The following is an 11,328-nucleotide window of genomic DNA, read 5'->3' on the forward strand; positions in this document are numbered from 1 at the left end:
TGGTCGTGCCCCGGCGTGCGGCGGCGGAGCAGGGCGAAGGGGCGGGTGTCGTGCGCCAGCTGTGCCAGGTCCATGGGTCCTCTTCCGTTCTGCCGGGAACGGCCGGGACGCCGAGAACGCCGAAGGCCGCCCCTCGGGCGGCCTTCGCGAAGTGTGGATACGCGCAGTCAGCGGGCCGCCGGGAAAGCGGTCCACCACCAGTTCTGGTTCTGGGTCGAGTGCGCGAACATGCCCCGCACCCTACCCCATCCACCGTCGCGCACGGGGCGGTGCCCGCTTCGCCCGTACGCACCACACGCCGGTTTCCGCCGCCCGCGCCAGGTGGAAGAAGGGCGTCCGTCACCCCCGCGCCGGTCCCGCTCCGCCGGACCGCAGCGCCCACCCGCGCCCGACCGAGGAGTACGTCATGTCCGCACCACTACCGCCACGACCGCCACGACCGCGGCGCGCCGTGCGCGCGCTCACCGCGCTCGCCGCCGGCACGGCCCTGACCGCGGGCACGGCCCTGGGCGCCGGCTCGCCGGCCGCCGCCCGTGCCGCGACCGACGGCGCCACCAAGGCCGTCACCTACCGCGGCCACACCTTCACCGTCCCCGCCGACTGGCAGGTCGTCGACCTGGACCGCGACCCCACGGCCTGCGTCCGCTTCGACCGGCACGCCGTCTACCTCGGCACCCCCGGCGACCAGCAGGACTGCCCGGCCCGGGCCGTCGGGCGCACCGAGTCGCTCTGGGTGCAGCCCGCCGTCGCCCCCACCAAGAGCGCGGTGACCGAGAACCGTACGGACCACGTCTACCGGGCCACCGCGGAAGGGATCGCCGTGACCGCCGCCTACGGCAGCGACCGGGAGGCCATCCGGCGGGTCCTGGACAGCGCCGGACTGCCCGTGGCCGCCGCCCGCACCGAGAAGCCCGCCGTCGCCGCCGCCGCGCTCACCGTCCCCGCCGTCGCCACCACCCACCGGGGCAAGGGCTTCGACGCCTGCACCGCGCCCGGCCAGACCTCGATGAGCGCCTGGAAGAGCGCCTCCCCGTACGCGGCCATCGGCATCTACATCGGCGGCGTCAACCGCGCCTGCGGACAGGCGAAGCTGACCGCCCAGTGGGTGCAGACCCAGTACGCGGCCGGCTGGCGCTTCTTCCCGCTCTACGTCGGCCCGCAGTCCAGCACCAGCAGCTGCGGGAGCGCCTGCGCCCCCATCACCGACCCGGCGCCCGAGGGCAGGGCGGCCGCCGACGACGCGGCCGCGCAGGCCGGCGCGCTCGGGCTCGGCAAGGGCACGGTGATCTACAACGACCTCGAGGCCTACGACCGCGGCGCCACCGCCACCGCCGAGGTGCTCGGCTATCTGAAGGCCTGGACCGAACGGCTGCACGAGCTGGGCTACCGCTCCGGCGCCTACGGCAGCGTCTCCTCCCTCGTGGCCGACCTGGTGGCCAACGCCAAGAAGACCACCCTGCCCGACGTCATCCACTTCGCCCGCTGGAACGACGAGGTCACCACCTCCGACTCCACCCTGCCGGCCTCCCTGTGGGCCGACCACCAGCGCATCCACCAGTACGCGGGGAACAAGAAGGAGACCTGGGGCGGGGTGACCATCAACATCGACCGCAACCAGCTCGACGTCGGCGCCGGTACCTCCTGACGGTCCGGTCCGTCTCATTTGATGGGCAGATGAATGGACCTCCCGGGTGACCCCGTAATGTTGAGGAGGTGACCGTGAACGCTAAGACCAGCGCGAGCGCTGGCAACACCTGGCGAAACCTGCCCGCGGCGCAGCAGCCCGAGTACCCCGACCCCGAGGCTCTGCGCGCAGTGATCGCGGACCTCGAGTCGTATCCGCCGCTCGTCTTCGCGGGCGAGTGCGACCAGCTGCGCGCCCGGATGGCGGCCGTCGCCAGGGGAGAGGCGTTCCTCCTCCAGGGCGGCGACTGCGCCGAGGCGTTCGACGCGGTGTCCGCCGACCACATCCGCAACAAGCTCAAGACCCTGCTCCAGATGGGCGCCGTTCTCACGTACGCCGCCTCCGTGCCGGTGGTCAAGGTCGGCCGGATCGCCGGCCAGTACTCCAAGCCGCGCTCCAAGCCCACCGAGACCCGCGACGGGGTGACGCTGCCCACCTACCGGGGCGACTCCGTCAACGGCTTCGACTTCACCGAGGCCGCGCGCGTGCCCGACCCCGAGCGGCTGAAGCGGATGTACCACGCCTCCGCCTCCACGCTGAACCTGGTGCGCGCCTTCACCACCGGCGGCTACGCCGACCTGCGCCAGGTGCACGCCTGGAACCAGGACTTCGTCAAGTCCTCCCCCTCCGGCCAGCGCTACGAGCAGCTCGCCCGCGAGATCGACAGCGCGCTCAACTTCATGCGGGCCTGCGGCACCGATCCGGAGGAGTTCAAGACCGTCGAGTTCTACTCCTCGCACGAGGCGCTGCTGCTCGACTACGAGTCCGCCCTCACCCGCGTCGACTCGCGCACCGGGCAGCTCTACGACGTCTCGGCGCACATGGTGTGGATCGGTGAGCGCACCCGGCAGCTGGACCACGCGCACATCGAGTTCGCGTCCAGGATCCGCAATCCGATCGGCATCAAGCTCGGCCCGTCCACGACGGCCGAGGAGGCGCTGAAGTACATCGACCGCCTCGACCCCGACCGCGAGCCGGGCAGGCTGACGTTCATCGTCCGCATGGGCGCCGACAAGATCCGCGACAAGCTCCCCGAGCTGGTCGAGAAGGTCACCGCCTCCGGCGCCACCGTGGCCTGGGTGACCGACCCGATGCACGGCAACACCTTCGAGGCGGCCTCGGGTCACAAGACCCGCCGCTTCGACGACGTGCTCGACGAGGTCAAGGGCTTCTTCGAGGTCCACAAGGGCCTCGGCACCCACCCGGGCGGCATCCACGTGGAGCTCACCGGCGACGACGTCACCGAGTGCGTCGGCGGCGGCGACGAGATCTTCGTCGACGACCTGCACCAGCGCTACGAGACGGCCTGCGACCCCCGGCTGAACCGCAGCCAGTCGCTGGACCTGGCCTTCCTCGTCGCGGAGATGTACCGGGACCAGTAGGACGTACTGTCCGGGGCCTTTCGGGCTTGTCCGGGCTTGTCTGGGGCGCGGATCACACCGGATCCGCGCCCCTCGCGCTTTTGCGGCTCCCGGGGTGCGAGTAAGGTTAGGTTTGCCTCACCGAGAAGTCGGGGCGGCGCCACTGAACCGATCCCGGCGGGAGGTGAACCGCGTGTTCGTCTGCAGTTGCTTCGGCGTCACCGAGCAGCAGGTCAAGGACCACGCGGCCGACGGCGCCTGCACCCCGCGCCAGATCGCCTCCGCCTGCAAGGCCGGCACCGACTGCGGCTCCTGCGTACGCCGCATCCAGGCGCTCCTCGGACGGGGCGCGTGCCCCCGCCGCGAACTCGCCGACCAGGGCAAGCCGGTGCTCGCCGAGCTCGACGAGGCGGGCGGTCTCCCCGAAGCCGCCTAGACCGGCTCCCGGGGCCGGCCGGCTCAGGTCTGCGGCTGCTCGATCAGCTGGGCGAGGTAGAGCGCCTCACCGAGCTTGTCCAGCAGCTCCAGCTGGGTGTCCAGATAGTCGATGTGGTGCTCCTCGTCGGCGAGGATGTCCTCGAAGATGTTGGCCGAGGTGATGTCGCCCTTGTCCCGCATCACCTTGATCCCGCGCCGCAGCCGGTCGATGGCCTCGACCTCGATCTGCCGGTCCGCCTCGAACATCTCCTTGACCGTCTGGCCCACCCGTACGTGGAACAGCCGCTGGTAGTTGGGCAGGCCCTCGAGGAACAGGATCCGGTCGGTGAGCACCTCGGCGTGCTTCATCTCGTCGAACGACTCGTGCCGGGTGTACTTCGCGAGCTTGTACCAGCCGTTGTTCTCCTGCATCTTCGCGTGCAGGAAGTACTGGTTGATCGCGGTCAGCTCACCGGTGAGCTGCTCGTTGAGGAATTCGATGACCTCGGGGTCGCCCTGCATCGCAGAGGCTCCTTCCGCGCGGGGGGAACTGGCAGGCTGCGCCGCATGATTTCACCGGCGCGCACACCCGTCCAGTAAGTTCACGCTTAGTACGAGTTGCCCGAATCGATCCCCGGCTGGTCATGTGCACCCCCTCCCGTCTGTCAGGATGGAGGCATGGGTCAGCCGGTGGAGGGCGCGTCCGGGGACGCGCCGGGAACAGTGTCGTCAGGAGCGGCACGGCCGGATCTTCCGCCGGGACAGCGGCTCCAGCGGGGCTGGCCGGTCACGCACTACGGGCCCGTGCCGAAGTTCCGGCCCGAGCGCTGGGAGTTCCGGGTCTTCGGCGCCACCGCGGACGGCGAGAAGCACTGCTGGACCCACGAGGAGCTCACCGCCCTGCCGTACACCACGGTCGTGGCGGACCTGCACTGCGTCACGAAGTTCAGCATGGTCGGCGCCGAGTGGGGCGGCGTCCCCGCCCGCACCATCCTGGACATCGCCCCGCCCGCGCCGAACGTCACCCATGTGATGGTCTGGGCCGAGTACGGCTTCAGCTCCAACCTCCGCCTCGCCGACTTCGCCTCCGAGCGCGCCCTGTTCGCCACCCACAAGGACGGCGAGCTGCTCACGGCCGAGCACGGCTTCCCGCTGCGCCTGATCGTGCCCCACCTGTACGCCTGGAAGGGACCGAAGTGGGTCCGCGGCGTGGAGTACATGACCGCCGACCGCCGCGGCTTCTGGGAAGAGCGCGGCTACCACAACATCGGCGACCCCTGGAAGGAACAGCGATACTCCTACCAGGAGGAACCGGGGGACGGCCCCGAGCTCTGAGGCGCCCTCTCAGGCGTGCCTGAGCTTCTTCAGACGCTCCACGTCCGCCGCGTGGCCCTCCTTGCCGCCGGGCGTCTCGATGACCAGCGGAACGCCCTCGGTGGCGGGATGGGTCATCAGGTCACGGAAGGCGTCCTCCCCGATGTGACCGGCGCCGATGTTCGCGTGCCGGTCCTTGTGGGCGCCCGCCACGTCCTTGGAGTCGTTGGCGTGGATCAGCTTCAGGCGGCCCGGGCCGACCGTCTCCACCAGCTCGTCCAGCGTGCGGTGCGTGCCGCCGGGCCCGGCCAGGTCGTGCCCGGCCGCGAAGACGTGGCAGGTGTCCAGACAGACGCCCAGCATCGGATGGGCGTCCAGCGCCTCGAAGTACGGCCCGAAGTCCCCGGTGCGCGAGCACAGGGACGAGCCCTGGCCCGCGGTGGACTCCAGCAGGAGGTACGGGTCGTCGTCGTGGGTGAGCTCGTCGAGCAGCGGCAGCATCCGCTCCCGCACCTGCCGCAGGGCCACGGCACGGTCCCGGCCGCCGGTCGCGCTGCCCGTGTGCACGACCACGCCCAGGGCGCCGATCTCCCGTGCGCGCCGCAGCGAGTGCCGCAGCGACTCCACGGACCGCTCCACGGTCGCCCCGGTGTGCGAGCCGAAGTTGATCAGGTACGGCGCGTGGACGTACGCCGATACCGACTCCTCGGCGCAGGCCGCGCGGAACGCCTCGTCCTGCCGCGGGTTTCCGGCGGGAGTGGCCCACCCGCGCGGGTTGGCGACGAAGACCTGCACGGTCTCCGCGCCCAGCTCACGGGCGTAGGCCAGCCCCACCTTGTGCAGACCTCCGGCGACGGGCACATGGCCGCCGACGGGATTGCGCCGACGGCCGGGCGAGGACACGCAGGACACGGTGCGCCCCTCTCAGCGGATCGTGATGGTGACGGTCGAGCCCTTCGGGGCCTTCTCGCCGCCGCGCACCGACTGCTTCTTGACCGTGTCGCCGAACAGACCGAGCAGACCGCGGTCCTCCTCGACCTTGAAGCCGGCGTCCTCGAGGGCCTTCTTGGCGTCGCCGACGCTGTCCCCGGTCACGTCCGGCACCTCGACCATCTCAGGGCCCTTGGACAGGGTCAGCGTCACCGTGTCGCCCTCGGCGGCCTGGCTGTCGCCCGCCGGGGTCTGCTGGGCGACCTGGCCCTTGTCGAACTCGGAGTTCACCTGCTCGGAGGCGACCGTCACCTTCAGGCCCGCGTCCTCGAGGTCCGACTTCGCCTGGTCGAGGTCCTCGCCGGTGACGTCCGGCACGTCGACGGGGCGGCCCTTGCTGACGGTGAGCGCGATCGCGCTGCCCGCGTGCCGCTCGGTGCCCGAGGGCGGGTCGGTGTCGATCACGGAACCCTTGTCGACGTCCGCGCTGAACGCCCGGTTCACCATGCCCGGCTCGAGCCCCGCCTTCCTCAGCAGGTCCCGCGCCCGGTCCAGCGGGCGGCCCTGGAGGTCGGGCACCTTCACCGTCTCCGGGCCGTCGGAGACCGTCAGCGTCACGGAGTCGTTGCTGCGGATGCGGGCGCCCGCCGTGGGATCGGTGCTGATGACCGTGCCGCGCGCGACCGTGTCGCTGTAGGCGTGCTTGACGCCCTTGACGTCCAGACCCGCGGCCCGGAGCCGGTCGCGCGCCTGCGCCTCGGTCTTCGCCAGCAGTGGCGGCACCTTGGTGAACTGACCCGAGTTGATGTACCAGACGCCCCCGCCGAGCCCCAGGACCAGCAGCACGGCCGCCACGAGCGTGAGCGGGCCGCGGCGGGGCCGCCGGCCCGGCCGCCGGGGCGCGGGACCGGGCGCGGGCGGGACCTCGAGGCGGCTGGTGCGGTCGAGCGGGTCCCCGGCGGGCCCGGCGTACCCGGCCTGTCCCTGGGGCGCCTCGTCCTCCGGCTCGTTCACCGGCAGCGGGCGGGGCATGGTCAGCGCGCGCGGGATGACGCTCGTACGGTCGTCCGCGTTGTCGTGCTCCCCGGTCAGGGCCTGCGGGGGCACCGCGTCCAGCTGGTCCGGGCCGAGCGCCGCGCGGGCCTCGCGCGCCAGCGCGAGCAGCGCGACCGCGTCCTGCGGCCGCATGTCCGGGGTGCGGGCGGTGGCCTGCGCGACCAGGTCGTCCAGCTCGAAGGCGAGGTCCGGCACGGCCGCCGAGGGCGGCGGCACGTCCTCGTGCAGGTGCTGGTAGAGCACCTGGGCGGGGTTCTCCCCCTGGTGCGGCTTGCCGCCGGTCAGCATCTCGTACAGGACGACGCCGCACGCGTACACGTCGACCCGGGGGTCGGCGGTGCCGTGCTCGATCTGCTCGGGCGCGAGGTAGGAGACGGTACCGAGGACCGCGCCGGTGGTGCTGGTCACCGTGTTCACGGCCCGCACCAGTCCGAAGTCGGCCACCTTGACCCGGCCGTCGTCCCCTATCAGGACGTTCTCCGGCTTCATGTCGCGGTGCACGAAACCCGCGCGGTGCGCGGCGCCGAGCGCGGCGAGCACCGGCTCCAGGATGTCCAGCGCGGCCCGCGGCTGCAGCGCGCCGCGCTCGCGCAGCACGTCGCGCAGGGTGCAGCCGGAGACGTACTCCATGGCCAGGTAGACGTACGACCCGTCGGCGCCCTGGTCGAAGACCTGCACGACGTTCGGGTGGTCGAGGCGGGCGGCCGACTTGGCCTCCCGGATGAACCGCTCGACGAAGGAGCCGTCGGCCGCGAGCGCCGGGTGCATCACCTTGAGCGCGAGCACGCGGTCCAGGCGGGTGTCCAGGGCCCGGTAGACCGTGGCCATCCCGCCGACCGCGATCCTCGCGTCCACGCGGTAGCGGCCGTCGAGCACGCGCCCGACGAGCGGGTCCTGAAGGGTCGTATCCACGCAGGCGAGTCTACGAGCAGCCGCGGACAGGCACGGCTTCCGGCCAGGATCGCACCACGACTGCAGCCGACCTGTGACGCTTTCCGGCCCCGGGACGCACGGCGTCGCCCGCGGGGCCGCGGGTCAGAACGCGGGGCGCTCCGGATCCAGGTGGGCGGTGCCGTGGGTGGGGGAGGAGGGGTGGGCGAAGTGCCGCTTCGGGATGCGGCCCGCCAGCCGGGCCAGCCGTCCCGCCTCCACCGCGTGGCGCATCGCCTCGGCCATGACCACCGGCTCCTGGGCCCGTGTCACCGCCGAGGCGAGCATCACACCCGCGCAGCCCAGCTCCATCGCCAGCGCCACGTCCGAGGCGGTGCCCGCGCCCGCGTCCAGGATCACCGGCACGCGCGCGTGCTCGACGATCAGCTGGAAGTTGTGCGGGTTGCGGATGCCGAGCCCGGACCCGATGGGCGAGCCCAGCGGCATGACCGCCGCGCAGCCCACGTCCTGGAGCCGGCGGGCCAGCACCGGGTCGTCGTTCGTGTACGGCAGCACCGTGAATCCGTCGTCGACCAGCGTCTCCGCCGCGTCCAGCAGCTCGACCGGGTCGGGCAGCAGGGTGCGCTCGTCGGCCACGACCTCCAGCTTCACCAGATCGGTGCCCAGCGCCTCCCGGGCCAGCCGCGCCGTCAGCACCGCCTCGCCCGCGGTGAAACAGCCCGCGGTGTTGGGCAGCACCCGGATGCCCAGGCGCTGAAGCACCGACAGCACGGAGCCGTGCGCGGAGGGGTCCACCCTGCGCATGGCGACCGTGGTCAGCTCCGTGCCGGAGGCGGTCAGGGCCCGCTCGAGCACGTCCAGGCTGGGCGCCCCGCCCGTGCCCATGATCAGCCGTGAGGCAAGGGACAGGTCACCGAGGACCAGGGGATCGTCGGCCATGGGTCAGCCTCCTTGGACGGCGGTCAGCACTTCCACCCGGTCGCCCTCGGACAGGACGGTGGCGGACCACTGCCCGCGCGGGACGACGGTCTCGTTCAGCGCGGCGGCCACCCCGGAGGGCGCCGCGGTCAGGGCGCGCACCACGGCGTCGAGAGCGGTGCCGGGCGCGACGCGGCGCCGCTCCCCGTTGACGGAGATGTTCACGCGGGCTGCTCCGAGAGGGCGGCGGCACGAAAGCGCCGCGGGGTGAAGGGACGGGCCACGTCGGGCAGTTCACCCGTGGTCAGCACCTGCGCCATCGCGTCGCCGGTGACCGGCGTGAGCAGCACCCCGTTGCGGAAGTGGCCGGTGGCCAGCAGCAGCCCCTCCAGCGCGGTCGGGCCGAGCAGCGGAGCGTTGTCCGGGGAGCCGGGGCGCAGTCCCGCGCGGGTCTCCGTCAGCGGCAGCTCGGTGATCCCGGGGACCAGCTCGTGCGCGTCCCGCAGCAGCTCGTACACCCCGCCCGCGGTCACCGTCGTGTCCCAGCCCAGCTCCTCGCTGGTGGCCCCGACGACCAGCTCGCCGTCGACCCGCGGCACCAGGTAGACGTGGCTGCCGCGCACCACGGCCCGCACGGTGCGGCTCAGGAAGGGCGCGTACCGGCGGGGCACGGTCAGCCGCAGCACCTGGCCCTTCACCGGCCGCACCGGCGGCAGCACGTCGTCCGGCACGCCGGCGAGGCGTCCGCTGAGACTGCCCGCGGCCAGCACCACCCGGCCGGCCGAGAGCGCCGTGCCGTCGCGCGCCACACAGCCCACCGCCCGGTCACCGGTCACCGTCAGCCGCTCGGCCCACTCCCGGTGGAAGACCACCCCCGCGCTCTCGCAGGCGGCCAGCAGGGCGGCCGCGAGCCGCCGCGGGTCGATCTGGTGGTCGCCGTCCACCCGCAGCCCGCCGCGCACACCCGGCGCGAGCATCGGCTCCAGGCGACGGCACTCCCGCCCCGACAGCCACTCCGACGCGAGCCCCGAGTCCCGCTGCAGCGCGTGCAGTTCACGCAGGTGGGCCCGGTCGTCGGCGTCCAGCGCCACGGCGAGCGTGCCGCAGCGGCGGTAGCCGAGGCCGTGACCCGTCAGCTCGGTCAGCTCGGCGGCGAAGTCCGGGTAGCGGGCGGCCGAGGCGAGGTTCAGACCGAGCAGCGTCTGCTCGCCGTAGTGCAGTTCGGTGACCGCCGCGAGCATCCCGGCCGCCACCTGCGCGGCCCCGCCGCCCGGCTCGGGGTCCACCACCACGGTGGTGAGGCCGCGCTGCGCCGCGCGCCAGGCCGTCACCAGCCCGATGATCCCGCCCCCGATGACGAGGACGTCTGACGTACGTGAAGACGGCATGGGCGTCCAGCCCCTCCCTTCGCCGGCATGACCCGGATCAGGTTCGTACGGTCGGAGGCCGCCAGCCTCCCTCTCAGCCCGGTGCGTCCGGGCTCCCGCGAGTGCTTGTACGGTGGCCACCCTAGCCCGCGCGGGAGCCCTCCCGTAAGGCGGCCTCGCGCCACGGCGCGGCAGCCTCGGCAGGACTTCGGGACGGGTGCTGTGGAGCAGGTCACCCCGCACGCCCCCTGCCTGACGAATCGTCACTTGACTATGGTGATCAGGTGAGCGACCAGACGCAGGAACAGGGCATGTCACAGCCGCGGCGCGTGGTCGTCGTGGGCGCGGGGATGGCCGGCGTGCAGACCGCGGTCGCCCTGCGCGAGCAGGGCTTCACCGGCACGGTGACGATGATCGGCGCCGAACCCCACCAGCCCTACGACCGCCCGCCGCTGTCCAAGGCCGTACTGCTCGGCAAGGCCGAGGGGTCCGCCTTCGACGTCGACTTCGAGGCGCTCGGGCTCGAACTGCGGCTCGGCTGCGAGGCGCTGGCCCTGCGCCCCGACGCGCACGTCCTCGACACCTCCGCGGGGCCGGTGCCGTACGACGTGCTGGTCCTGGCCACCGGCGCCGAACCGGTCCGGCTGCCGGGCGCCGAGGGCGTCCCCGGAGTGCATCTGCTGCGCACCCTCGACGACGCCGAACGGCTGCGCCCGGTCCTCGCCGAGCAGCACGACATCGTGGTCGTCGGGGCCGGCTGGATCGGCGCCGAGTTCGCCACCGCCGCGCGCGGGGCCGGCTGCGCCGTCACGGTCGTCGAGGCCGCGGACCGGCCGCTGGCCGGCGCGCTGCCCGCCGAGGTCGCCGCCCCGATGACCGCCTGGTACGCCGACAGCGGCACCGAACTGCGCACCCACGCGCGCGTGGAGCGCGTCGAGCCCGGCGCGGTGGTGCTCGACGACGGCACGCGGCTGCCCGCGGGCGCCGTCGTCGTCGGCATCGGCGCGCGCCCCGCGACCGCCTGGCTGGCGGGCTCGGGCATCGACCTGGGCGAGCACGGCGACGTCCTGGCCGACGACCACCTGCGCACCTCCGTGCCGGACGTGTACGCGGTCGGCGACTGCGCCTCCTTCCCCTCGCGGCGGTACGGGGAGCGCCTGATGGTCCACCACTGGGACAACGCGCTCCAGGGCCCGCGCACGGTCGCCGCCAACATCACCGGCCCGGCCCCCGCGGTCTACGACCCGGTGCCGTACTTCTGGTCCGAGCAGTTCGGCCGCTTCGTGCAGTACGCCGGCCACCACCCCGCCGCCGACACCACCCTGTGGCGGGGCGACCCCTCCGGGCCGGCCTGGACGGTGTGCTGGCTGCGCGAGGGGCGGCTCGTCGC

General features: G+C 73.0%; 12 protein-coding genes and 1 riboswitch. Of the genes, 5 read left to right on the forward strand and 7 right to left on the reverse strand.

The window, feature by feature from the left end; all coding sequences use genetic code 11:
- Nucleotides 1-167 precede the first annotated feature (167 nt).
- The gene (locus IE249_RS39940) at nucleotides 168-230 is read right to left on the reverse strand and encodes a trp operon leader peptide (RefSeq protein WP_373304337.1); all 63 of its coding nucleotides are present in this window, start codon (nucleotides 228-230) and stop codon (nucleotides 168-170) included.
- A gap of 176 nt (nucleotides 231-406) precedes the next feature.
- Between IE249_RS39940 and IE249_RS02125 the strand changes: the two genes are divergently transcribed.
- From IE249_RS02125 to IE249_RS02135, 3 genes are all read left to right on the forward strand, one after another.
- The gene (locus IE249_RS02125) at nucleotides 407-1,645 is read left to right on the forward strand and encodes a glycoside hydrolase domain-containing protein (RefSeq protein ID WP_189703016.1); all 1,239 of its coding nucleotides are present in this window, start codon (nucleotides 407-409) and stop codon (nucleotides 1,643-1,645) included.
- Nucleotides 1,646-1,713: 68 nt separating this feature from the next.
- Entirely contained in the window at nucleotides 1,714-3,066 is a 1,353-nt protein-coding gene (locus tag IE249_RS02130; protein WP_189703017.1) for a class II 3-deoxy-7-phosphoheptulonate synthase, read from the forward strand.
- A gap of 172 nt (nucleotides 3,067-3,238) precedes the next feature.
- A complete protein-coding gene (locus IE249_RS02135) occupies nucleotides 3,239-3,481 on the forward strand; it encodes a (2Fe-2S)-binding protein (RefSeq protein ID WP_189703018.1) in 243 nt (80 codons plus the stop codon).
- Nucleotides 3,482-3,504: 23 nt separating this feature from the next.
- Here IE249_RS02135 and bfr read toward each other — a convergent pair whose 3' ends face one another.
- Nucleotides 3,505-3,984 carry a bacterioferritin gene (gene bfr, locus IE249_RS02140; RefSeq protein ID WP_189703019.1) on the reverse strand — a complete coding sequence of 160 codons (480 nt, stop codon included), beginning with the start codon at nucleotides 3,982-3,984 and terminating at the stop codon, nucleotides 3,505-3,507.
- A gap of 156 nt (nucleotides 3,985-4,140) precedes the next feature.
- On the opposite strand from bfr, the gene IE249_RS02145 reads away from it, so the two are divergent.
- Nucleotides 4,141-4,797 (forward strand): sulfite oxidase-like oxidoreductase, encoded by a 657-nt coding sequence (locus IE249_RS02145; RefSeq protein WP_189703020.1) that lies wholly within the window; start codon nucleotides 4,141-4,143, stop codon nucleotides 4,795-4,797.
- Nucleotides 4,798-4,806: 9 nt separating this feature from the next.
- Here the strand turns inward: IE249_RS02145 and IE249_RS02150 are convergent, their stop codons facing one another.
- The 5 genes from IE249_RS02150 to thiO all read right to left on the reverse strand — a co-directional run bounded on the left by IE249_RS02150 (nucleotide 4,807) and on the right by thiO (nucleotide 9,959).
- Nucleotides 4,807-5,679, reverse strand: coding sequence for a deoxyribonuclease IV (locus IE249_RS02150; protein WP_189703021.1), 873 nt, complete (start codon nucleotides 5,677-5,679; stop codon nucleotides 4,807-4,809).
- 21 nt (nucleotides 5,680-5,700) lie between these two features.
- Entirely contained in the window at nucleotides 5,701-7,674 is a 1,974-nt protein-coding gene (gene pknB / locus IE249_RS02155) for a Stk1 family PASTA domain-containing Ser/Thr kinase (protein WP_189703022.1), read from the reverse strand.
- 123 nt (nucleotides 7,675-7,797) lie between these two features.
- Entirely contained in the window at nucleotides 7,798-8,592 is a 795-nt protein-coding gene (locus IE249_RS02160; protein ID WP_189703023.1) for a thiazole synthase, read from the reverse strand.
- Between the two features lie 3 nt (nucleotides 8,593-8,595).
- Nucleotides 8,596-8,796: a sulfur carrier protein ThiS gene (thiS, locus tag IE249_RS02165; RefSeq protein ID WP_189703024.1), complete on the reverse strand. Its 201-nt coding sequence runs from the start codon at nucleotides 8,794-8,796 to the stop codon at nucleotides 8,596-8,598.
- Nucleotides 8,793-9,959: a glycine oxidase ThiO gene (gene thiO / locus IE249_RS02170; protein ID WP_189703025.1), complete on the reverse strand. Its 1,167-nt coding sequence runs from the start codon at nucleotides 9,957-9,959 to the stop codon at nucleotides 8,793-8,795. The genes thiS and thiO overlap by 4 nt, the downstream gene beginning before the upstream one ends.
- A riboswitch (TPP riboswitch) is annotated at nucleotides 9,957-10,068 on the reverse strand. Its footprint overlaps the gene before it by 3 nt.
- A gap of 154 nt (nucleotides 10,069-10,222) precedes the next feature.
- On the opposite strand from thiO, the gene IE249_RS02175 reads away from it, so the two are divergent.
- On the forward strand, nucleotides 10,223-11,328 hold a 1,106-nt coding region (locus IE249_RS02175; protein ID WP_229857257.1), incomplete at its 3' end, for an NAD(P)/FAD-dependent oxidoreductase.

The organism is Streptomyces anandii JCM 4720 (assembly GCF_014650655.1).
Taxonomy (GTDB): Bacteria; Actinomycetota; Actinomycetes; order Streptomycetales; family Streptomycetaceae; genus Streptomyces; species Streptomyces anandii.

What these genes read in the sequence shown, in the direction of transcription:
- IE249_RS02145 (WP_189703020.1), top strand. Translation starts at nt 4,141, where the DNA reads ATGGGTCAGCCGGTGGAGGGCGCGTCCGGGGACGCGCCGGGAACAGTG.
- bfr (WP_189703019.1), bottom strand. Translation starts at nt 3,984, where the DNA reads ATGCAGGGCGACCCCGAGGTCATCGAATTCCTCAACGAGCAGCTCACC.
- thiO (WP_189703025.1), bottom strand. Translation starts at nt 9,959, where the DNA reads ATGCCGTCTTCACGTACGTCAGACGTCCTCGTCATCGGGGGCGGGATC.
- IE249_RS02125 (WP_189703016.1), top strand. Translation starts at nt 407, where the DNA reads ATGTCCGCACCACTACCGCCACGACCGCCACGACCGCGGCGCGCCGTG.
- IE249_RS02160 (WP_189703023.1), bottom strand. Translation starts at nt 8,592, where the DNA reads ATGGCCGACGATCCCCTGGTCCTCGGTGACCTGTCCCTTGCCTCACGG.